The organism is Psychrobacter sp. UBA3483 (genome assembly GCF_002377905.1).
In the GTDB taxonomy this organism is placed as follows: domain Bacteria; phylum Pseudomonadota; class Gammaproteobacteria; order Pseudomonadales; family Moraxellaceae; genus Psychrobacter.
The window spans coordinates 1-21,762 of the sequence record NZ_DFQS01000023.1; the positions used below are offsets into that span (position 1 = coordinate 1).

At 44.0% G+C, this 21,762-nt stretch carries 20 protein-coding genes; 12 read left to right on the top strand and 8 right to left on the bottom strand.

Annotation, left to right across the window (positions count from 1 at the left end; all coding sequences use genetic code 11):
- Positions 1-85: 85 nt before the first annotated feature.
- The 4 genes from B2866_RS04330 to B2866_RS04345 all read right to left on the bottom strand — a co-directional run bounded on the left by B2866_RS04330 (position 86) and on the right by B2866_RS04345 (position 4,850).
- Complete coding sequence (locus tag B2866_RS04330; protein WP_223808527.1) at positions 86-850, bottom strand: SDR family oxidoreductase; 765 nt, start codon at positions 848-850, stop codon at positions 86-88.
- Positions 851-1,015: 165 nt separating this feature from the next.
- Positions 1,016-1,798 carry an SDR family NAD(P)-dependent oxidoreductase gene (locus B2866_RS04335; RefSeq protein ID WP_296191014.1) on the bottom strand — a complete coding sequence of 261 codons (783 nt, stop codon included), beginning with the start codon at positions 1,796-1,798 and terminating at the stop codon, positions 1,016-1,018.
- Positions 1,799-1,801: 3 nt separating this feature from the next.
- The gene (locus tag B2866_RS04340) at positions 1,802-2,821 is read right to left on the bottom strand and encodes an NADP-dependent oxidoreductase (RefSeq protein ID WP_296191016.1); all 1,020 of its coding nucleotides are present in this window, start codon (positions 2,819-2,821) and stop codon (positions 1,802-1,804) included.
- Between the two features lie 208 nt (positions 2,822-3,029).
- Positions 3,030-4,850 (bottom strand): acyl-CoA dehydrogenase, encoded by a 1,821-nt coding sequence (locus B2866_RS04345; RefSeq protein WP_296191018.1) that lies wholly within the window; start codon positions 4,848-4,850, stop codon positions 3,030-3,032.
- Positions 4,851-5,032: 182 nt separating this feature from the next.
- On the opposite strand from B2866_RS04345, the gene B2866_RS04350 reads away from it, so the two are divergent.
- Entirely contained in the window at positions 5,033-6,055 is a 1,023-nt protein-coding gene (locus B2866_RS04350; protein WP_296191019.1) for a GlxA family transcriptional regulator, read from the top strand.
- A gap of 222 nt (positions 6,056-6,277) precedes the next feature.
- On the opposite strand, the gene B2866_RS04355 is transcribed toward B2866_RS04350, so the two are convergent.
- The gene (locus B2866_RS04355) at positions 6,278-7,519 is read right to left on the bottom strand and encodes an LD-carboxypeptidase (protein WP_296191021.1); all 1,242 of its coding nucleotides are present in this window, start codon (positions 7,517-7,519) and stop codon (positions 6,278-6,280) included.
- A gap of 260 nt (positions 7,520-7,779) precedes the next feature.
- On the opposite strand from B2866_RS04355, the gene B2866_RS04360 reads away from it, so the two are divergent.
- Positions 7,780-8,232 carry a YkvA family protein gene (locus B2866_RS04360; protein ID WP_296191024.1) on the top strand — a complete coding sequence of 151 codons (453 nt, stop codon included), beginning with the start codon at positions 7,780-7,782 and terminating at the stop codon, positions 8,230-8,232.
- Positions 8,233-8,348: 116 nt separating this feature from the next.
- Here B2866_RS04360 and B2866_RS04365 read toward each other — a convergent pair whose 3' ends face one another.
- Complete coding sequence (locus tag B2866_RS04365) at positions 8,349-8,654, bottom strand: hypothetical protein (protein WP_144297070.1); 306 nt, start codon at positions 8,652-8,654, stop codon at positions 8,349-8,351.
- Positions 8,655-8,801: 147 nt separating this feature from the next.
- Positions 8,802-9,359, bottom strand: a complete 558-nt coding sequence (locus B2866_RS04370) for a hypothetical protein (RefSeq protein ID WP_296191029.1) — start codon at positions 9,357-9,359, stop codon at positions 8,802-8,804.
- 286 nt (positions 9,360-9,645) lie between these two features.
- Here B2866_RS04370 and dnaQ point away from each other — a divergent pair, with 286 nt between their 5' ends.
- The 10 genes from dnaQ (at position 9,646) to B2866_RS04420 (ending at position 19,884) form a co-directional block, all read left to right on the top strand.
- Positions 9,646-11,292 carry a DNA polymerase III subunit epsilon gene (gene dnaQ, locus B2866_RS04375; RefSeq protein WP_296191031.1) on the top strand — a complete coding sequence of 549 codons (1,647 nt, stop codon included), beginning with the start codon at positions 9,646-9,648 and terminating at the stop codon, positions 11,290-11,292.
- Positions 11,293-11,460: 168 nt separating this feature from the next.
- On the top strand, positions 11,461-13,143 hold the full coding sequence (locus tag B2866_RS04380) for a hypothetical protein (protein ID WP_296191032.1): 1,683 nt from the start codon (positions 11,461-11,463) through the stop codon (positions 13,141-13,143).
- A 125-nt stretch (positions 13,144-13,268) separates the two neighbouring features.
- Positions 13,269-14,327, top strand: coding sequence for an NAD(+) diphosphatase (gene nudC / locus B2866_RS04385; protein WP_296191034.1), 1,059 nt, complete (start codon positions 13,269-13,271; stop codon positions 14,325-14,327).
- A gap of 121 nt (positions 14,328-14,448) precedes the next feature.
- Positions 14,449-15,300: an RnfABCDGE type electron transport complex subunit B gene (locus B2866_RS04390; protein WP_296191036.1), complete on the top strand. Its 852-nt coding sequence runs from the start codon at positions 14,449-14,451 to the stop codon at positions 15,298-15,300.
- Positions 15,301-15,353: 53 nt separating this feature from the next.
- Positions 15,354-16,049: an endonuclease III gene (gene nth / locus B2866_RS04395; protein ID WP_296191038.1), complete on the top strand. Its 696-nt coding sequence runs from the start codon at positions 15,354-15,356 to the stop codon at positions 16,047-16,049.
- Positions 16,050-16,558: 509 nt separating this feature from the next.
- On the top strand, positions 16,559-17,725 hold the full coding sequence (gene metK / locus B2866_RS04400; protein WP_201541703.1) for a methionine adenosyltransferase: 1,167 nt from the start codon (positions 16,559-16,561) through the stop codon (positions 17,723-17,725).
- A gap of 108 nt (positions 17,726-17,833) precedes the next feature.
- Entirely contained in the window at positions 17,834-18,238 is a 405-nt protein-coding gene (locus B2866_RS04405; protein ID WP_409520823.1) for a DUF3144 domain-containing protein, read from the top strand.
- A 201-nt stretch (positions 18,239-18,439) separates the two neighbouring features.
- A complete protein-coding gene (locus B2866_RS04410) occupies positions 18,440-18,802 on the top strand; it encodes a hypothetical protein (RefSeq protein WP_238060738.1) in 363 nt (120 codons plus the stop codon).
- Positions 18,803-19,046: 244 nt separating this feature from the next.
- Positions 19,047-19,367 (top strand): IS630 transposase-related protein, encoded by a 321-nt coding sequence (locus B2866_RS04415; protein ID WP_296191043.1) that lies wholly within the window; start codon positions 19,047-19,049, stop codon positions 19,365-19,367.
- On the top strand, positions 19,348-19,884 hold the full coding sequence (locus B2866_RS04420; protein ID WP_296191045.1) for an IS630 family transposase: 537 nt from the start codon (positions 19,348-19,350) through the stop codon (positions 19,882-19,884). Before B2866_RS04415 ends, B2866_RS04420 begins: the two co-directional genes overlap by 20 nt.
- 19 nt (positions 19,885-19,903) lie before the next feature.
- On the opposite strand, the gene B2866_RS04425 is transcribed toward B2866_RS04420, so the two are convergent.
- Positions 19,904-21,559 (bottom strand): BCCT family transporter, encoded by a 1,656-nt coding sequence (locus tag B2866_RS04425; protein WP_296191047.1) that lies wholly within the window; start codon positions 21,557-21,559, stop codon positions 19,904-19,906.
- Between the last annotated feature and the right edge of the window lie 203 nt (positions 21,560-21,762).

The window sequence follows — 21,762 nt, forward strand, 5'->3', positions numbered from 1 at the left end:
ACTTATGGGGGTCAGTTCATTAAAGTCATGCGGTTTTCTATTTTTAAACATTAATGATTTCGACGCTTTAAACATGCATTGCTAACTAAGCAAGCATACCACCATCGACGACCACCGTCGCACCCGTGGTATAACTTGAAGCGTCAGAGACTAGGTACAACACCGTGCCTGCCATCTCATCAGGATTAGCCACGCGCCCTAACGGAATGGCATGTAGCGCCATCTTTAAGACTTTATCATTGGTGGTTAAGGCCGAAGCAAACTTGGTATCGGTTAACCCTGGCAGCAGCGCATTAACGCGAATGTTTAAGGGACCACATTCTTTGGCAAAGGCTTTGGTCATGCTAATCACCGCCGCTTTAGTAATTGAATAGATACCTTGTTTGTCACCTGCGACCAAGCCATTGACCGATGCGGTGTTTAAAATCACCCCACCACCCTGCTCGCGCATCATCTTACCCGCCGCCGTCGACATAAAGAAATAACCGCGAATATTGACCTCTACAGTCTTATCAAAAGCGGCTAAATCGGTATCTAAGATATGCCCATAATAAGGGTTTGCCGCGGCGTTATTGACTAAAATATCGATTTGACCAAATTCGCTTTTGATATGCTCAAAAATTGCCTCAATCTGATCCATATCGCCAACATGACAAGCGAAGGCGCTGGCTTTATGACCGTCAGCGACAATACTATCAGCGACCGCTTGGCACGCATCAATCTTACGGCTAGAGACAATCACATGCGCGCCTCTTGACGCCAATAAGCGGGCGATAGATTCGCCAATACCGCGGCTCGCACCTGTGACCAAAGCAATCTTACCCGTTAAATCAAATAAATCTTTCATCATTATTCCTTATATTTTTGAATATACTATTTATACATTTTAAATGTGTAGCAGAGCTGGAAGAAATTTTTGCAGCCTCTGGAGTGCAACGCACACAGCAAGCAAGAAAATTTTTACCAGCACCGCCAAACTTAACATCAATGGTTTTAATAAAATATATTAAGTTAACTAAGCCAGCATCCCACCATCAAGGGTAAAGGCATGACCATTCATAAAGCTGCTTTCATCACTCGCCAGCCAAGCGATCGCGCCAGATACTTCATCAACTTCACCCAAACGGCGCATTGGGCTGGCTTTGATGGTTGCTTGCTGGGCGCGCTCGTCCATTTTTGCCATGGTATTACGCACCATTGGCGTATCAATAAAGCTTGGGCAAACGGCGTTAAAGCGGATATTGACGCGTGCATATTCATGGGCAGCAGACTTGGTCAACCCCATCACGCCATGCTTGGCCGCGCTATAAGCTGTCAGCAGTGGTGCTGAACGCAAACCAGCAATGGAGGCCACATTAATCACATGCCCGCCGCCATTGGGCGCCATACATGCAACAGCAGCGCGCATACAATGCCAGACGCCTTTTAAATTTACGGCGATATTGCGATCAAAATCATCGTCGCTTAGCTCATGCATCGGTGCCGGTTTATGGTCGATACCCGCATTGTTTATCACCACATCAAGACCACCAAGCGTTTCCATGGCAAAGGTAAATAAGGCGCGTACTTCATCACCACTGGTAACATCGACCTTTTTAAACACGATGCTATTGCCTGCGTCTTGCCCTTGCTGAGCAACAGCAACGCCCATCTCTTCCGCCAAATCACCAATCACCACTTTCGCACCGCGACTTGCCAGCAGTAGCGCACTTGCCGCACCGATGCCAGATGCACCGCCGGTGATTAAAATACGTTTACCAGAAACGTCTGATGCAATTCCATTTGTATTCAGTGTCATGATTTATCCTTCTACCTTAAGTACCAGCTTGCCGAAATTTTCACCTTTAAAGAGCATCATCAAGGTATCTGGGAACGTCTCGATACCCTCAACGATATGGTCTTTTACTTTAATGTCACCTGATTTAATCCAGCCAGCAATGTCTTTCATCGCTACCGGGTATTCTTTGATATTATCAAAGACCACAATGCCTTCCATACGCGCACGATTGACCAATAACGACAAATAATTTGATGGCCCTTTGACTTCTGTGGTGTTGTTATATTGGCTAATCGCACCGCAAATCACGATACGGGCATGTAGATTAATTTGCGTGAGGACGTCATTTAAAATATCGCCGCCGACATTGTCAAAGAAGACATCGACGCCGTTTGGACAGGTTTCTTTTAAGCCCTTTTTGACATTTTCATTTTTATAATCTATAGCCGCATCAAAACCCAGCTCATCGACTAAGAATTTGCATTTCTCACTACCACCTGCGATACCGACGACGCGGCAGCCTTTGATTTTAGCAATTTGCCCAACCAAGCTACCAACTGCACCAGCGGCACCAGAAACGACGACGGTCTCGCCCGCTTTTGGCGCGCCTGTTTTTAGCAGGCCAAAGTAACCGGTCATACCCGGCATACCGAGCACGCCTAAATAATAAGACAATGGCGCAAGCTTTGGATCGACTTTGTATAACCCAGTACCATCACTGACTGCATAGGACTGCACGCCATTATGTCCTACGACATAATCGCCAACGGCAAACTTTTCATGCTTACTTTCAATGACTTTACCCACGGTACCTGCGCGCATCACCTCGCCAATCTGTACCGGTGGTATATAAGATTTGGCATCGTTTAACCAGCCACGCATTGCCGGATCCATCGAGATATACTCAATTTTTATCAGCAGCTCGCCATCTGAGGCAGTCAGCAGTTCTGTCTCGATATACTCCCACGTCTCTGCACTCGGCGCGCCAACAGGTCGTTCTTTTAAACGCCACTGCTTATTCATCTGCTTGTTATCAGCTGTCATTATTTATTCCTTTAGAGTTGTATAAAAAGTCGTTGGTATCGTTTGCTCGAAAATCGTTTGTTTAAATAGGATAAATATAGTAAGGAGCGTTATGCTGGTATAATTTTTTCTCGCTTGCTGTGCGCTTTGCACTCCAGAGGCTTCGAAAAATTTATCCCAGCATCCTATTAGTAGATATTGTTATGTTGAAAACTTACCAAACAATCTCTTAAAACCATTTTGCTTGCATATCGGTACAGACCGCATTGTCGTTATTGAGCAGCTCGATATCGCGCTTGATTAACGGCAATTCCCAATCAATAAAGTATTTTGCTGCTTGGATTTTGCCGTGATAGAAGTTTTTCTTGTCAGCATCTGTAGTATCGCTATTGTTCATTTCGCCTAGCAATTGCTCAGCTTTACTGGCTTGGCGAATCCAAATCCAGCTGACGACGATTGAAGCAAAGATATTCATCAATGCTTGGGCATTACCCGTCAACGTCATGGCTTTTTCCGTTTGTAGGATTTTGCTTAAATGCACGAGCACTTCATGCAAATGACCCATATAAGGCATCAATTTACCAGCGAGTTTTGCGGTTTCGGGTGTGCTGATATTCTCTAAATCTTTGGTAATTTCACGTTTTAAAATTTGAATACCCAGACCACCTTTTTGCCATAACTTACGAAATGACAAATCCAGTGCCTGTACGCCGTTTGTGCCCTCATGGATAGGATTGAGACGATTATCACGCCAAAACTGCTCGGCTTGATACTCACGCGTATAGCCTGCACCGCCCAATACTTGAATGCCTAAATCATTGGCTTTTGGACCATATTCAGACGGCCATGCTTTGAGTACTGGCGTAAGTAAGTCCAATAACTCTGACAGCTCAGCTTTTAGCGTAGCATCTTCACAGGTATTGATACGGTCAATCAGATTTGAGCCATATAGACAGAGTGAAATACCGCCCTCGCTATAGGCTTTTTGCGCAAGGAGCATACGCTTCACATCACCATGCTGAATGATTGGCGTCGCTGCATCTTCAGGCTTATTATTGGGTGCGATTCTGCCTTGCGTTCTGTCTTTGGCATAATCGAGCGAATATTGATAACCGCGATAACCAATCATCGCTGCGCCAAAGCCAACTGCGATACGCGCTTCGTTCATCATTTTGAACATATAGCGCAGGCCAAAATGCTCATCCCCAATTAGATAGCCGTGACACTCGCCTGCATCACCGAAACTTAACGCCGTAGAAGTCGCGCCGCGATAGCCAAGCTTATGAATGAGCCCAGTCAAATGCACGTCATTGCGCTCGCCGACTGATAAGTCATCATTGAGTCGATACTTGGGCACGGCAAATAAAGAGATGCCTTTGACGCCAGCAGGACCGCCCGGTACTTTTGCTAAAACCAGATGCACGATATTGTCAGACAACTCATGATCACCCGCTGAGATATAAATCTTGCTGCCTTTGACGCGATAGCTGCCATCGTTTTGCTTCACTGCCGTGGTTTTAATATCGGCAAGCGATGAACCCGCATGCGGCTCGGTCAATGCCATGGTGCCGGTAAATTCACCCGTTAGCATGCGCGGCATAAAGGCATTTTTAATCTCATCACTGGCGAAATGCGAGATAACATTAATCGCGGCAGTGGTCAAAAATGGATAAGCGGTGGTTGATGGATTGGCCGCCATAAAATAGCCTGCCACTGCCGTCATCACGGTTTCGGGTAACTGCATGCCGCCATCATCAAAGCTATAACGACCGGCGATAAAACCCGACTCACGAAAGGCATCAAAGGCGACTTTGACATCGTCTATCATGCTGACTTTTTTGCCGTCAAACTGCGGCTCGTTTTTATCCGCCACGTGGTTATGCGGTAAAAATAGCTGGGTGGCGATTTTATTGGCGGTGCCTAATACCGCGTCAAAAGTTTCGCGGCTGTGTTCTGCAAATTTTGGATGCTCGGTTAAATTTTCTGCGCCCAATACATCATATAATTGAAACGGTAATTCAAAGTCGTTGATAAGTGTATCTGCTGCCATAGTGGTCTCGTTAACTCATAAAATTTAATGATGCATTGATATTAAGCTAATTTAGCGCCTTACCGTATTGTCATTTATGACATAATTATGGTCAAATAAGACAAAAACGATAGGCAAATTTGGGAAAAACTGCTAATAAATTGGCATTTTAAATACGTCTCCTAATAGGAAAATAAGCACTTATGCCTTACTTCAAACCCTTTAAAGTCATCATCGTTGGCTTCGATGGCGTGCTCGGCAGCGCTTTGACAGGCGCATTAGATTTATTTTCGTTCACCGGAGTGAGTTGGCAGCGGTTTTTGGATGAAGAGGTAGAACCAAGGTTTAACGTGCAAATTGCCAGTCTTGGCGGCGTTGATATCAGATGTAGCAACCGCTTAATCATGCAAGCGCATTGCGATATTCAGGAAGTCACAGAGTGCGACTTATTATTAATTCCAACCATTGGCGATTCCATCGATAAAGTCTTGAGCCAAAATAACGCTCTAATTCCGCATTTGCAGCGACTGGCAAATACCAAAGCCGATATCGCTAGTAACTGTAGTGGCGCGTTCTTTTTAGCAAAAGCAGGCTTACTCGATGGCAAAGTAGCCACCACCCATTGGGGTTATGCCAGTAAGTTTAAGGCAGATTTTCCACTGGTTGATTTGCAAGAAAACCAGTTTGTCACTCAATCAAAAAGCCAGTCAAAAGAACAATCGGGCAATATATTCTGTGCGGCAGGCGGTAGCGCCTTTTATGACTTGGGTTTATTATTAATCGAGCGTTATTGCGGGCGTGAAATTTCTACCCAAGTGGCAAAAACTCAGATTATTGATAGTAAACGCGGTAATCAAAACAGCTATACCAATGTGACATTGCATAAACCGCATGCTGACCAGCTGGTTCAGCAAGTGCAAGAGTTTATCGAGGAAAATTTTAGGCAAGCGATACAGGTGAGCCAGTTAGCAGACATGGTGAATATCACTCCACGTACACTAAATAGACGCTTTCAGTCCTGCGTGGCGATGCGTCCGATTGAGTATATTCAAGCGGTAAGAATTGAGCAGGCCAAGCGTTTATTAGAATTGGGCAATGTGACGATAAAATCGCTCGCTGAGCAAGTCGGCTATGATGATATCTCGTCATTTACACGGCTGTTTAAACGCGCTACTGAGCTAACCCCAAAAGAATATCAGGATAAATTTTCACGACTGGCGATTTAACTTAATAATAGACTTTTTAGAAGTCATACGTGGCTGCAATAGATTTATCACAGCAACAATTTTTATATCATTCATTCGATATAAAAACGATACAGCTCAATGAAACGTTGTTTTTTGCAGCCTCTATCGGCGTAGGCACAGCACGCAAGAAAAACAACGTTTCATTGAGCGACTTGATAGCTACGTATCTGATTTATTTGGATTTGACTATAGATCTAATTTTTATTGCCACAAGCCTTCGACATGAATGGCATCGGCTTTAATCGTTGGGTAATCATTAAATACCAATTGATAGCCACCAACTGTATTTGGACTAATCTGACACCTCGCGCCAAGTGGAAAGCTGTACTTTTGCCCAATATGACCAAAGCGCATGCCGCTATAAATCGGCAATCCTGTCAGCTGATGCAATTGACGAATGACGGTGGCGACATCATAACGCTTATCATAACTGTCCTCACCGCTACCCGATAACGCACCGAATACAATCGCTTGCTGACCTTTAAACACCCCTGCCAAATACAAATCATAGAGCATGCGCTCGATGCGGTAAGCTTGCTCGCCGACGTCTTCTAAAAATACGATACCGCCAGCAATACGTGGCAAATACTCACTACCTGTCAGCGCCGATACCACGCTTAGATTGCCACCCCACATAGTGCCGGTTAGAGTTTTTGGCTCAGAGTTTGTCAGAATACTGGGTAAATTTGCACTGGTTAACGACGCATCTGCTATATTGATAATCAAATTAGGATTGGTTAATGCTTTCGCAAATTGGCGACAGCTAACCTCATCGGGTTTAATTTTGCCAAACTCGCTATAGAGCATTGGCGCCGCAAGCGAGCTCATACTACCTTTTGCCAATAGCGCGCACTGAATCGCCGTCACATCGCTAAAGCCCGCCAGTATCGTGCCGCGCTCCTTCATAATACGTCCAAGCGTCGACCAATCCACCATCGGTAATACTCGCACTGCACCGTAGCCACCGCGTACCCCAAGTAGCAATTTAGGCGCTTTGATTGCACCAGTGGCGATGTTTTGCAAATCACTGGCGCGCTGCGAATCCGTACCCGCAAAGCGCAGATATTGCCGTTTGGTAATCGCCGGATTATCCACTTTAAAACCCGCGCAAGCTAAACGCTCTAACGCCAATTCATTACGCTCGTCACTACCACCGACATTGGAGCTGGCAAAAAGCCGCGTCTCAATACTTGCTGTGATACAGTTTTGGTTTGCTTGCTGCGTTTCAGAACGCTCAGAAGGTAGGATTTGCGCTGCCGTATTTTCATCCATTAACGCAAATGGTAAGTCATCTTTGGTAAGCTGCGTGCCGACATCTTGCTCAATAGCGTTTGCAGCCAGCGCCCCAGTGATATTTTGGGTCGCCAGCAACCCTGCTCCGGCACCAATACCAACGTGACGTAAAAACTGGCGACGATTTAGCTCGGATGATATCTTAGTCATGATGCTACCTTTTTTACCGTTTAATTGCTGCTTACCCTAGCAACCATTACTGAAACAAAGCGCGTATTATAACGCAGGTTGGGATACTATTTAGTACTCGAGCAGTATAGAACGCTTAAGTCAGGAGCATATTTCATTTTGCTAGACAACAAAACGATACAGAGTTACTTAGCGTGTTATTTGGCTACAGACCCGACTCTTGCTATAGTAAAAAGCGCTGAACAACAAACAATAATGATAGATATAAAAGGATTATAAAGATGGCTGAGCAAGAAAGTGCAAAAGAGAAAGACAATAAAAGTCTGATGGATAGTATTAAAATCATCTTGGGTAAAGAAGATAAGCTGAAGGATCAACTCGAAAAAGAAAAAGGTCTTGAAGGTTATGCCAAGGACTTGCTCCTGCTGATGAGCTTAGTCAAGGACTACTATAAAGGCAACTATCGCAATATCCCTTATAAAACCATTTCAGCAGCCGTGGTTGGACTGCTTTATGTCATCAACCCTATCGATATCATTCCTGACTTTATCCCCTTTATCGGTCATATCGATGACGTCTTGGTGCTCAGATTTTGTCTGAAACTTGTAGAAAAAGATTTGGCAAAATACAAAAGCTGGAAAGATGAACAAACAGTGTCGAAAGACGAAACTTCAAAGCCTAACGATAAAAAGGTGGAGGATAAAAGTAAAAGCTTAAAGAAAACAGATAAATAATCTGGTAAGCAATTCCATAAAAAACACGGTCAATGACGCATGCACTGACCGTTTTTTTATAGGCCTAAAATAGAAAATTTTAAATGTATTTAAGCACTCAGCCTTTTAATTTTTTATTAATCAGGCACATCATAGCTTGGCTTTTCTGGATTTAGACCAAACGAGTAGACAAAGGTGCCTATAAGGCTATTAATGATAATAAATGGCAAATCAATAGCCACATGGCCGAGTAAATAGCGACCGATGAGCCACGACACAATCAGCATAATTATGAAAAATGCGCCGAGATAGCCCAAGATAGTGGGATGTTTGAGATGATAAGGCTGCTCAGGTTTTGGCTGTTTATCGAGAATATAGGTTCTTACTGCCCAACCGGCGGCGTAACAAAATCCGCCTAACACCACATAACTAAAAAAATTCATATTGCCCGACTCTAATTAGAGGGTTATTTATCATAAATACTGATTTATAAGGACTTTTTAAATACTGTCATTTCAAGCTTTGTCGTTTAAGGCATTGTCATTTCGAACACTGTTATTTTAAACATGGTCATTTTAAATACTTTCATTTCAAATACCGTCATTGACGTTATCAATCACAATATTGGCGTGAGGGTTGGCTAAAATATCGGTATTAACGTCATCACATTCGACACGATAAATGGTATTGGCACCGCGATAAATGTAAGACAAGTACTCACTATCTAGTAGCGGATCGATATTGGCATAAACAGGCTTCACATGCGCCAACACCAGCACTCTATCTGGACGACCAATCACCGCATCGACATTATCAGGGTCGATAGAAAAATACGTCGGGATGTCACTTTTTGCAAGCACTTCTAACGGTTCAGCGTCATCCCAAACGCGCTTAGCGCTGGCCGGCTCTTTCATTTGCATGACCCAACCGCCGCCCTGTTGGCTGACTTTTATTTGTGCCGGCTCATCATGACTGACGGTGTAGCAGCCTGCAAATATGGATAAATCCGCTGGCGCCTCAACTTTTTTAGCATCAGCTTGCGTATTACTGTCATTACAGGCACTCAAAAACAGCGTGCTACTTGCCATCAGAGCGACCATTAAAGGCATTAGTTTTTTATTCAAAACACTAGAGATTACGGACATCATTGATTTATCCTGCATTGATACATAAAAGCTTATATTGTGCATATTGTGCTAAGGCATGTCCGCACAATCGAAGCTATTTTAACAGAAAACGGCAGCGTTACCGCTATGATATGTGCTTTTGCCCTTTTATGCTTTTTATTCCTAGCAGTCACTGATAGATAAGCGACAATAAACAAGCAAGATTTGCTATACTCAACCCTAAAATAGGCGGTGCTAGCTTGCGTAAAAATAATGCTAGAAAACCTCTTTGCTCGATGTTTATTACTTATTAGGTCCATACTTTTTTATGTCAGAAAACTCTACTTCAGCGCGTTCTTTTAATACGAGCAATCCGCTTGCTGCCAAAGCAAATACGACGGTTGCTTATACCGATGGCGCTTGTAAAGGCAATCCGGGTGCTGGCGGTTGGGGCGCGCACTTAATATTTAGCGATGGGCGGACGCAGGATTTGTATGGCGGTGACAAAGTGACCACCAATAATCGCATGGAGCTGATGGGGGCGATACAAGCATTGACCCATAGTCCGCGTGAGCAAACCCTTGAGATTTGGACAGACTCAAGCTATGTGAAAAAGGGTATCACCGAGTGGATTGAAGGCTGGAAAAAACGCGGCTGGAAAACGGCCAGCAAAAAACCGGTCGCCAATCAAGACCTTTGGCAACAATTAGACGCGCTTTGCCAGCAGCGCGATGTCGCTTGGCACTGGGTGAAAGGTCACGCGGGACACGCGGGTAATGAAAAAGCTGACGAGTTGGCAAATTTGGGCGTGACGTCTAGCAGTGAGAATTTTGATACGGCAAACCTGCAAGATGCGGCTAAAAAAAAAGACCGACTGATGACTGATAATAAACAGAGTCCGAGCGATGATTGGTTAAAGTTTGATCCGTTAGGCTTTGATATGATGGATGACGAAATTGAGGCAGAGTTTGAGAGCGATGCAACTGAAAGCAACCTATTAGAAGACGATAATAAGGACGATGAGATCATCAGCAATGATATTTTAGTCGAAGAAAATCGTTATCAATATGAAAACCAACCTCAGTATAATGCTAGTGAACCCATGAGAAATACTGTTATGTCAGATATAGATACGAATATGGATACGGAAGTAAACGCCAACTTAAAAAACCAGTCAGAAAACAACATAGAAACTGACGTGCCAGCATTTGATGGTGACACCAGCCGTGCCAATCCGTATTTTATACCGCTACTACCCAAGCCTATCCACCGCCATGAATCTGACCGCCAACTTATTATGGATACGGAGACCACCGGTCTTGACCCCATGAAAGGCGATCGCATTATTGAGGTCGGTATTGTAGAGTTAGTCGGACGTAAATTTACTGGGGAGAAACTGCACGTCTACATCAATCCGCAGCGCGGAATGGATGAGGAAGTGATTCGCATTCACGGTATCTCTGAGGCGTTTTTAACCGATAAACCAACCTTCGATCAAGTGGCTCAATCGCTGTACGACTTTATGGACGGTGCCGAAATCATCGCTCATAACGCCACCTTTGATATGAACTTCTTAAATATGGAATTTGCCAAAGTTGGTATGCACGACTTTGCTGAGCGCGTACGGGTGACTGACTCGCTGATGATGGCAAAACAGCAATATCCGGGGCAGAAAAATACCCTAGACGCTCTGGTTCGTCGCCTAGATGTCGGTAAGCAAGACCGTACTTTCCACGGCGCATTACTTGACTCAGAGATTTTGGCGGAAGTTTATCTGGCTATGACTGGTGGGCAAGTCACGCTGGCGATTGAGGAAGACACCCAAGCCGATGGCGGACATACTGCCCATGCAAGCTTTGCCGATTTAGCGTCTTTATTGGTCGAATCGAGTAGTAGTGAGAGCGCCAACCAAAGCTGGTATAGAGCGCTTGTAGACGATTATCCTGCGCTTAAAAACAAAATGCAGCTGTTATAAATGCCATTCTTAAAATCATTCTTTTTAGTAAAATAAAATTTTATACTGACGGTTAAGCAAGTTAGTCTTGATTATTGGGCCGATAAGCGTTAAAACCTTATTTATATATATTTTCAAATGATTATCGAAACCTTTGCTATTTTCATCAGTACGTCATGGAAAAAAACTATGAACCCTTCTACACAAATGAAATTAACTGCCCCAACCTTGAGTGTGACTGATTTTAACCTGCCGTCGCTGCACTTATTGCACGATGAAATTAACGTCATTTTAAAAGATACTGAAATTCATTTGGGCGAATTTAATGATGATGATAGCCAAGCGCCTTTATTATTAGACTCCATTATTGTCCTAAAACAGTTGTCTTGTATCTTTGAGCTGATATCTTTGGTCGGGGCAGAAGTGCTCAATAACGCCATCGTACATGGTTTACAAAAACTTTATGACAGCGGTGATAATAACGATAGCGCGTTGATTATGGATTTGTCAGAAGCCATTATGACGCTTGATCGTTATATCGAATTTGTCTTGCTGACCGAATCGGTAGAACCAACTTTACTCCTGCCGATCATTAATAAACTCAATGCTCACGGACAAGAAGCACCAATAGCCGCCGACTATTTTGCCGCCTTTGGTCATAGCAGCGTCATTATCGCCAACCCTGAAAACAACTTTCAGCCGCTTAACGAGCTAAATCTTGATAGCGAATTATTAACTTACGCTTATCGTAGTGGACTTAGCGTTGCTTTATTAAATCAAGGCGGCAAGGTGAGCGATGATGAGCAGCAAAAGCTCGATGCGATGTCGGCAGCATGTGCGTTGATAGCAGCAAATACCAGCAGCCTGTTTTGGCAAGCAGCCATCGCCGCAGTCACCGATATTGCCAGCATCTTACCGCTAAACTTAAGCCAAAAACACACGCTTATTTATTTAGAGCAGCAGTTTCAAAGCTATCTGCCGGTTATGGACACGCGCTTTGCGGACTTAGTCAGCTTTGCCTGCCAGCGCGATACCAAAGAAGCTCAAACGCTGCGTGAGCTATATGCCGCCAATCAATTAGAAGACTCACAGCGCAAACAAATGGCGCATTTCTTATTTGGCCCCAATCGTGCTTTAACCGATACCTTAAACACCATTATTCAAGCGCAAATCAATACTATCAAAGAAAATGTCGATAGCTACGCACGCGGTGATTCTATCAACCCTGTCGATATGCAAACCTCGCAAATTACCGAGCAGCTGACTGAGCTGCGTTCAGCCTTTCAGTTATTGGGTCTGGCAAATGCTGCAAACAGCCTCAACGCTGCCGCAGAAGCGGTGAAAAAATGGCGCGCGCCTACGCCAGAAGATTTTGACCATTTATTACTCGCATTAATGCACGCAGAAAACGCCACTATCGCCATGGCAGAGATGCATACTCCAGGGGCAATCTATTTACCTTTGAATAATCCGCATATCTCATTGCATCAGCTGAATACTGCCTATGATACCTTGATACAAGAAAGTCGTACGGCGATTGCCAGCGCCGAACAAGCGATCACCGATTATTTGGCTGAGCCTGAGCGCGACGTATTAAATATTCAAAATATTCCTGAAATGCTGCGTCAAGTGTCAGGTGCGGTGCGCTTTTTACAGCTGCCAACACCCGCCAGTATGCTTAGCCAATTGGCGAGTTATTTACAGCAGCGTATCAACAACGGCGCTCGCTTAGATGATGGTACTTTGGCTTATATTGCTGATGTTATTATGGCGGTTGACCATCATTTAGATGGCTTTGAAAACAATCGCCCGGTCAGTAAGCAAGCATTAGATGTCGGCCAGCAAAGCTTAAGCCAACTGCTTGCGGCATAATTTTAATGTACTAAATAAGTAGATTAGATAGCTTGCTTATTTAAACATTAGTTAACTGTTTATGTGAAATAGGCTCGTATCCGTTTGGGTACGAGTCTGTCTTTGATTGTTTGGAAACTTAGCCTATGAGCCTCGCCTTTATACTTCGTGACGAGATGATTTTATGTCGTCAAACGCTTAATGGCTGGTGGCCGGTGCAGGTTCAGTTACCACAGTCGGATATCGATAGCCTAACGTTAAACACTCATGACACTCATAGCACGCAGCCAGCCTATCAAGTTGGTCGAGTCACACTATTTGAAAGCTTAGCGCCGTCTCATTGGCTACCTGTTGATGATAGCCGTCAAAATAAAAACAGCTCGACTGCTCTTGAAAGCGAAACTGCCAATACATTTACCTCTAATGCTTTTACGGCAAAAGCTACCATAGCGGTGACTTATGATTATGCGATAGCTCATCATGTTACGTTGCCTAAAATTTTAGACAGTAACGAGGTAGAAAGCCGCGATTTAACAAGCAATGGCAAAGAAAAAAACATTCTAGATAACGACGAGTGCGCTTTTATCGCTTATCGTCTACTTATTACACAGCTGCCATTTGCCTTATCTGACCAACTCAGCCAAGCCATACAACTGCTTCGTTGGCAAGCAGACACGCAGTTTTGTAGTCGCTGCGCAACTCCTGTTGTCCATGCCAACCACGGTGAACGCGCAATGCTCTGTCCTGTGTGCCGCTTACGCCAGTATCCACGTGTGCAGCCGTGTATCATCACCGCCATTACCCGACCTAATCCGCAAACGGGTGTCATGCAAATTTTACTGGCGCACCATCATCGTTATGGGCAACAAAAAACCCCTCAGCAAGCGCTACAATATGGTTTGATTGCCGGTTTTGTAGAGGTCGGTGAAAGTTTAGAGCATGCGGTGGTACGCGAAGTGGCAGAAGAGGTGAATATTAGCCTCAAAGATATTCGCTATGTCAGCAGTCAACCTTGGCCGTTTCCGTCTAATTTGATGCTTGGTTTTCGGGCGGCGCATGCGGGTGGGGATATCGTGATACAAGAAGATGAGCTATCACATGCCGATTTTTTTGACCTGACAAATTTACCAAAGATACCGTCAAAAGGCAGCATTGCCTATGCGCTGATTGCGCAAATTGCTCATGAACAAGGCATCTCACTTTAGTTGATATTTAATTTTTAAGGGCAAGATGTCTTTTATTAAATGTTAATGCCCTTAATAAATAACGCCATTACCCTATTTTTTCATATTAGCACTTAGTACTAATATAAAGGTTTTACATTAAATGCAAAGCAACATCAGTAACAACAGCAATCTTATCCGTCTCACCAATCTACCTATCTTGTTCGATAGCTTGGACCTAGAGCGCTTGCCTGCCGCCACCCAAGCAAAGATTGCGCGTATTGACGCCTGCTTGCCGCAAACCCAATGCGGGCTTTGTGACCATGCCGATGGCTGCTTGCCGTATGCGGTGGCGATTGTTATCGACAATGAGCCTTATAATAAATGTGTGCCCGGCGGTCAGCCGGTGACTGATGCGATTGCGCAAATCATCAATCAAGATAGCAGCGATACACAACCACTTAACGCTGAGCCGTCAAAATGGCCGATAGATGTAAGCTCGCAGCGTCCAGTAGAAGTGCGCGCGGTGATTCGAGAAGATGATTGTATCGGCTGTACCAAATGTATCCCCGCCTGCCCTGTTGACGCCATCGTCGGGACTGGCAAGCATATGCATACTATTTTTACGGATTTATGCACAGGCTGTGAGCTATGTATCGCGCCCTGCCCGGTTGATTGCATTGACTTGGTCACCGTTCAGCGTACCCTATCGACAGATGAGCGCACGCTTGAACAAGAGGATTTGCGCCAGCGTTATCATACCCATCTAAGACGCGTCAGTGAGCAATTGGCAGATAGCAGCAATAGCAAGCCGGTGGTCAGCATGGTAGAGGCAAAACTGAATAATGCCGCCAGTCAATCGTTGAATATCAGCGAAGAACAAGCAAAAAATACCATTGCCGCGGCAAAGCTACGCAGTAAAATTAAGAAGTTAGAAAAGCAGCTTAGCGTGCGTCCAAACGCTAGCAAACAGACGGAGCTTGAAGCATTACAAGCTGAGCTTGCCCAACTTTAATAGCCAATATCCACTCCTGACTAATCAATGAATAAAATAATGGTAACAATACCATGAGTAAAACCGTTAAACATAAAACTGCCGATACCCCACCATCGAGGCGGATGCCCAATCGTGATGTGCGGCCGTTTTTTGAAAAATTGGCTGCGACGATTGATGAGCCAGTGACTGAGCTCAATTATAACAGCAACTTTGAGCTGCTTATCGCCGTCATATTATCGGCGCAGGCGACCGATATCAGCGTCAATATTGCTACCAATCAGCTTTATCCGGTAGCGAATACGCCTGAGTCCATTTTGGCATTAGGCGAAGAGGGACTGAAAGCGTATATTAAGAATATCGGTTTATATAACGCCAAGGCCAAAAACGTCATCAAAACCTGCCGCGACTTGATTGAGAAATTTGATAGCACCGTCCCTGATAACCGTAAAGACTTGGAATCTCTAGCAGGTGTCGGACGCAAGACGGCGAATGTGGTGTTAAATACCGCCTTTGGACAGCCGACGATGGCGGTTGATACCCATATCTTTCGCGTCGGCAATCGTACGGGACTTGCCACGGGTAAAAACGTGTTAATCGTTGAAAAGAAACTGGTCGAACGTATCCCAGATGACTTTATCGTAGATGCGCATCATTATCTGATTTTGCATGGCCGCTATACCTGTCAGGCGCGTACGCCAAAATGCGGCGCGTGTCCTGTTTATGAAGAGTGTATGTTTAAAGACAAAGCCAAGTTTTTAGAGTTATAGTTTAGAGCTAAAAATTGAAGTCACCGTTTAAAACCATCATTTTAAACATCATGGTCTATATGACGCTTTTCATATCCACTGAAAATCGCTCATAACAAAACGAACCTACAGATAGCAAGCTACTTAACGGCTATAGGCGCATTGTTGAGGTTTACTTATCGTATAACAAGCGCAGCTCACTAGAGTTTTATTACGTTTCGAGTTAGAATAAGCCTATTTTTAGCCTGATGCGCCAGATTAATCATCTCTTATATCATCAGGCAATAAACCCGTTACAGGTAAATGCTTGGTATTAATTATCACTTATGCTAACGCATAGAAACTGGCTAAGCTGAACCATATTTTTAAAACCTATTTAGTAAATACCTTTTTTACAAACGAATTTAGCAGCACCCATTTATCAAAAATTTAACGCCGAGCAATTGATTTGTTTGGTCAATATTAATTAAAGCAGCGCTCAGACGTTATGCTTTTTCCTATCTTTATTGATTCAATTAAGCGATCCCATTATGCGCGAATACAACTTATTTACCTCAGAATCTGTGAGCGAAGGTCACCCTGATAAAATGGCTGACCAAATATCAGATGCTATTCTTGATGCCATCTTACGTGAAGACCTTCATGCCCGCGTTGCCTGCGAAACCTTGGTTAAAACAGGTGCGGTGATCTTGGCAGGCGAAGTGACCACGACTGCCAATATCGACGTTGAGCGTATCGTCCGTGACACGGTAAATGGCATTGGCTATCATCACTCAGACTTGGGTTTTGATGGTGAGACTTGTGCCGTTATTAATATGCTCGGTAAGCAGTCGCCAGAAATCGCTCAAGGGGTCGATCGTAGCAGCCCTGAAGAACAAGGGGCTGGCGACCAAGGTTTGATGTTTGGTTATGCCAGCAATGAGACTGAAGTATTGATGCCCGCGCCTATCGAATATGCGCACCGCTTGATGGAGCGTCAATCTGAGCTGCGCCGCGCTGGTGAATTGCCGTGGTTACGTCCCGATGCCAAAGCACAAGTGACCCTCAAATACGACGGTAATAAACCGATTGCCATTGATGCCGTGGTGTTATCAACGCAGCATGATCCAAGCATCTCGCAAACCGATTTACAAGAAGCGATCATGGAATCGATTATCAAACAAGTATTGCCGGCGGACTTATTGCACGCTGGTACGCGCTATCATATCAACCCAACTGGCAAATTTGTCATTGGTGGCCCTGTTGGCGATGCTGGTTTGACTGGCCGTAAAATCATCGTTGATACTTACGGCGGTATGGCGCGTCATGGTGGCGGTGCCTTTAGTGGCAAAGATCCTTCAAAAGTCGATCGCAGTGCAGCATACGCGGTGCGTTATGTGGCCAAAAACATCGTCGCCGCCGGTATTGCTGATCGCTGTGAAGTACAAGTCAGCTATGCGATTGGTGTTGCTGAACCAACTTCGATTTCAATTAATACTTTTGGTACTAATAAAATCAGCAACGATGAAATCATCAGCTTGATTCGTAAACATTTCGACCTACGTCCTTATGGTATTACGCGTATGCTCAATTTATTGCAGCCGATGTATCAGCAAACCGCAACCTTTGGACATTTTGGTCGCCAAGGCTCTGAAACTGCTTTTACGTGGGAAAAAACGGACAAAGCGGAAATCTTAAAAGCCGATGCAGGTTTATAAGACTGTTTACTTGTTTCCATTTTTTAGATGTATTCGGTATTTATACTTATCAAGTTTAAAGACCGGTATGATATATTCAAATTTACTTACCATTCTTAGGAGTCGCTGATGTCTCAAGACAATATGCCAGACAATGCTCAAAACGACGCGCTAAATGACGCTTTAAACAATAGCCAAAATGACGAAATTGATGCCGCTCTTGAAATCACTCCTGAAATGCAAGCGTTCTATCAACGTGCCGACGAAATTATTGGCGTCGCAAACAGTCAACTCGGCCCTCAAGCGCACTCAGGTCAAGTTGGCGCGTCATTGCTTTATGCAGCAGCGCGTTATAGCGCGTCAGTTGCCTCGATTGGCTTTGTAAAAGGGGATGATTTTGCTAAAGAAAAAGACGATATCGTTGAGTTTTATACCAAACAATATCGCCAAATGCTAAGCGACAACTTGACTGACTATGCACAAAACTTTGATAAATATGTGCAGCTTAATAAAGATGATAAACCTGCGCAGTAAGTTTATAAAAGCTCAGTCAAGAAACCTATAAGAATTAATATCAAAAGCCCAAGCCTTCGTAGCTTGGGTTTTTTATTGCGCCAATCCTGCTATTATTAAATGTGAATAGCAAATTAAAAACCAAGTTACTCATTTGCTTTTTGTTTAAAACTGGCGTTTAATGCAAAAATAAATGATAAAAACGATATAAGGATATTTAGTATGAGCGCGCTAGCGAAATCTTGGCCATCTTTATTAAAGCCTTCTACCCTTGCCCTATCTCTAACCCTTATGCTGGGTGTAGTGGGTTGTAACAATATCAGCTCTAGCTCAAACCCGATGCCTGATAGCATCCCTATTCAGCCACCCGCCTCTACCACCAATAACACTAGCCAGCCTCCAAAAGGCCTGGTTGCCCAGTGTCCAACCTTTAATCCCGAAAAAACCATGTGTACCGCACAATACGATCCGGTCTGCGTAAAAACGCAAGTGGGCTCAGTGATAAGCTATCGTACGGCGGGTAATGCTTGCTCAGCTTGTAGCACTCCTGAAGCCGTCAGCTATGTCAAAGGTGAATGTTTATAGTGACAGTGTGGCTGTAAAAGTACCGCCGTGACAGTGTCGTTATGAAAATACCGCCGTGACAGTGTCGTTATGAAAATACCGCTGTGAAAATTGCCCGTTTAAAATCTATAAGCTATTAAATACCCATAAAAAATCCCAGCTCAAAAACTGGGATTTTTTATGTTTTAACTACGGATATTTTTCAGAAAATTGATTTTTTAGTTATCTATAGTAAAAGAAACATAAATTCGCTACAGTATATAATATGGCATACTCAAAAGACTACCGACAACTGATACTCAATAAGCTTGAAGAAGGCTATAGCATTCGACAGCTTGCAGAGGAGTATCAAATTAGCACCAACACTATTCAGCGTTGGAAAACATTTCCTGAGCGTAAAAAACGTCAATTTACCCCAACTAAGATAGATGATGAGTTACTGAGAGCCGATGTAGCCGCTCATCCTGATGATTATCAGCACGAGAGAGCTCGGCGTTTTAACTGCACTCAAAGAGCGATAGGCATCGCCTTGAAACGCATCAGCATCACTCAAAAAAAAGAGCTTAATGCATCCAAAAGCAGATGATGAAAAACGTCTTCTTTTCCTTGAGCACTTAAGACAATTTGAGCTTGAAGACAGACCCATCATCTATCTTGATGAAAGTGGCTTTAAGTCTCATGAGAACAGACCTTACGGCTACTCTGTTAGAGGTGAAAAATGCTTTGGTCAATACAACTGGCAGCTTAAAAACCAAACCAATGCTATAGGCGCTATTTACAATAACCAGCTGTTCGCTGTTGGACTCTATGATCGCAGTGTCAATAGTGATGTATTCCATAGTTGGGTTGAACAACTGCTGCTACCAAGCCTACCGAAAGACAGCGTAATCATTATGGATAATGCAACCTTTCATAAGCGGAAAGACACGACTGAACTCATAGAAAGTGCAAATCACACTATTTTATGGTTGCCACCTTACAGTCCTGATTTGAATCCTATCGAGCAGATGTGGGCTTGGGTCAAACAAAAACGTAAAGAGTGGCGGCTAGATTGTGTTGATACCTTGTTTTTTTATTTCTTATGGCTGTGTGGCGATTTATAAGTTCTTTGACTATAAATACTTACTCATCAATCTTTTTAATGCTCGGCGGTCCGGTCAATAATTCTTCATCGCGGAACTCATTGGCAGAGTTGTGCTCGGCCGATTCTTCAGTGATAAACCATTGTTGATTGCGATAAAGTATCAATCTATCACGGCTCAAACCACGTAGCAGTGAGTACATCATAATGACGATGACCACGGCAAACGGAAAGCCCGAGACGATAGAAGCGGCTTGCAGCGCGCCTAAGCCACCTGCTGCTAAAAGCACCGCCGCTATCACGCCCTCTGTGCCAGCCCAAAATAAGCGCTGGATTTTTGGTGGATTGCTATCACCGCCTGAAGTCAGCATATCAATGACGAAGCTAGCAGAATCTGATGAGGTGACAAACCAAAGCACAATCATTACCACGATAAGCCCATTTAGCGCCGCAGTCAGCGGATAGGACTCCATCAACTTAAAGATAGCACTACCGGTATCTGCGCGCACCGCTTCAACCAGTCCTGGACTTGCGATACTCGGGTCAGCCGCTGCCATCAACTCCATATGAACAGCTGAACCTCCAAAAGCGGTGAACCATAAAAACAAAATGGTAATCGGGATTAATAATACCCCTAGGATAAACTCACGAATGGTACGGCCACGAGAAATACGGGCAACGAACACACCAACGAATGGCGACCAGCTAATCCACCACGCCCAGTAAAACACCGTCCATGATGACTGCCAATTGGCCTCCCCCTCATAAGATTCTGTCCAAAGCCCCAGTGGAATTACTTGATGCAAATAATTACCGATATTCTCAAAGAAGCTGTTAAAAATAAACTGGGTAGGACCCAAGATAATCACAAAGCTTAACAGCACAATGGTAAAGAAAATATTGATATCGCTTAAGCGCTTAATGCCTTTATCAAGCCCCATCAATAGCGACAATCCTGCTAGCATGGTGATAATGACAATGAGGATAATTTGTACGGTGATATTATTTGGAATACCAAATAAACTATCAAGCCCTGAGTTAATTTGTAGTACCCCAAGACCTAGAGTAGTGACTACGCCAAACATAGTACCAAATACCGCCAAAATATCGACCGTATGACCCATAGGGCCGTAGATTTTTTTACCGATGAGGGGATATAGGGTCGAGCGAATCGCCAATGGCAGGCCACGGCGGTAATGAAAATACGCCAAAGATAACGCCACCATGCCATAAATAGCCCACACATGCAGACCATAATGCAAGAAGGAGATATTCATCGCTTGCTTGGCAGCGGCAATAGTTTCAGGCTCGCCTAACGGCGGTGCCATAAAATGATAGAGCGGCTCAGCCGTACCCCAATACAGCAAACCAATACCGATACCGGCAGAAAACAGCATGCCAATCCAAGACACCAGATTGTACTCTGGGTCCTCGTTTTGATGACCAAGCCTGATATCACCATAGCGGCTAAATATCAAATAGATACTCATCACCAACGTTAAGTTGACCACCATGATAAAAAACCAACCAAAGCGCATCGATACAAATGCCTTCGCTTGGCCAAACACTTCGCTTGCCAATTCGTTAAAAAAGGCACCGAATATAATAAACGCGAGGATTAAAATCGCTGAGGTTAAAAAAACAGGTTTACTTACCCGCGGGAAAGGGCCCAATCGGCCAACTTTAACATGATCCATTCAGTCGTCTCAATTTTTTAGGACGCCAACCTTAACAAGATATCTACAAACTATCAAATCGGGTCAGTCATCTGTTCATGGCAAAAATGAAAAAATCCTAAGACAACGATGCATCTTAGGATTTTACATGACAATTATTATATTGTGTTTTTAAGTAAAGCTTATAGCATCTAACTACATGATTACGTTAATAAAAATACTTT

Excerpts from the sequence above, each read along its gene's own strand:
- B2866_RS04330 (WP_223808527.1), bottom strand. The coding sequence starts at position 850 with ATGATGAAAGATTTATTTGATTTAACGGGTAAGATTGCTTTGGTCACA.
- B2866_RS04335 (WP_296191014.1), bottom strand. The coding sequence starts at position 1,798 with ATGACACTGAATACAAATGGAATTGCATCAGACGTTTCTGGTAAACGT.
- B2866_RS04340 (WP_296191016.1), bottom strand. The coding sequence starts at position 2,821 with ATGACAGCTGATAACAAGCAGATGAATAAGCAGTGGCGTTTAAAAGAA.
- B2866_RS04345 (WP_296191018.1), bottom strand. The coding sequence starts at position 4,850 with ATGGCAGCAGATACACTTATCAACGACTTTGAATTACCGTTTCAATTA.
- B2866_RS04350 (WP_296191019.1), top strand. The coding sequence starts at position 5,033 with ATGCCTTACTTCAAACCCTTTAAAGTCATCATCGTTGGCTTCGATGGC.
- B2866_RS04355 (WP_296191021.1), bottom strand. The coding sequence starts at position 7,519 with ATGACTAAGATATCATCCGAGCTAAATCGTCGCCAGTTTTTACGTCAC.
- B2866_RS04360 (WP_296191024.1), top strand. The coding sequence starts at position 7,780 with ATGGCTGAGCAAGAAAGTGCAAAAGAGAAAGACAATAAAAGTCTGATG.
- B2866_RS04365 (WP_144297070.1), bottom strand. The coding sequence starts at position 8,654 with ATGAATTTTTTTAGTTATGTGGTGTTAGGCGGATTTTGTTACGCCGCC.
- B2866_RS04370 (WP_296191029.1), bottom strand. The coding sequence starts at position 9,359 with ATGATGTCCGTAATCTCTAGTGTTTTGAATAAAAAACTAATGCCTTTA.
- dnaQ (WP_296191031.1), top strand. The coding sequence starts at position 9,646 with ATGTCAGAAAACTCTACTTCAGCGCGTTCTTTTAATACGAGCAATCCG.
- B2866_RS04380 (WP_296191032.1), top strand. The coding sequence starts at position 11,461 with ATGAACCCTTCTACACAAATGAAATTAACTGCCCCAACCTTGAGTGTG.
- nudC (WP_296191034.1), top strand. The coding sequence starts at position 13,269 with ATGAGCCTCGCCTTTATACTTCGTGACGAGATGATTTTATGTCGTCAA.
- B2866_RS04390 (WP_296191036.1), top strand. The coding sequence starts at position 14,449 with ATGCAAAGCAACATCAGTAACAACAGCAATCTTATCCGTCTCACCAAT.
- nth (WP_296191038.1), top strand. The coding sequence starts at position 15,354 with ATGAGTAAAACCGTTAAACATAAAACTGCCGATACCCCACCATCGAGG.
- metK (WP_201541703.1), top strand. The coding sequence starts at position 16,559 with ATGCGCGAATACAACTTATTTACCTCAGAATCTGTGAGCGAAGGTCAC.
- B2866_RS04405 (WP_409520823.1), top strand. The coding sequence starts at position 17,834 with ATGTCTCAAGACAATATGCCAGACAATGCTCAAAACGACGCGCTAAAT.
- B2866_RS04410 (WP_238060738.1), top strand. The coding sequence starts at position 18,440 with ATGAGCGCGCTAGCGAAATCTTGGCCATCTTTATTAAAGCCTTCTACC.
- B2866_RS04415 (WP_296191043.1), top strand. The coding sequence starts at position 19,047 with ATGGCATACTCAAAAGACTACCGACAACTGATACTCAATAAGCTTGAA.
- B2866_RS04420 (WP_296191045.1), top strand. The coding sequence starts at position 19,348 with ATGCATCCAAAAGCAGATGATGAAAAACGTCTTCTTTTCCTTGAGCAC.
- B2866_RS04425 (WP_296191047.1), bottom strand. The coding sequence starts at position 21,559 with ATGGATCATGTTAAAGTTGGCCGATTGGGCCCTTTCCCGCGGGTAAGT.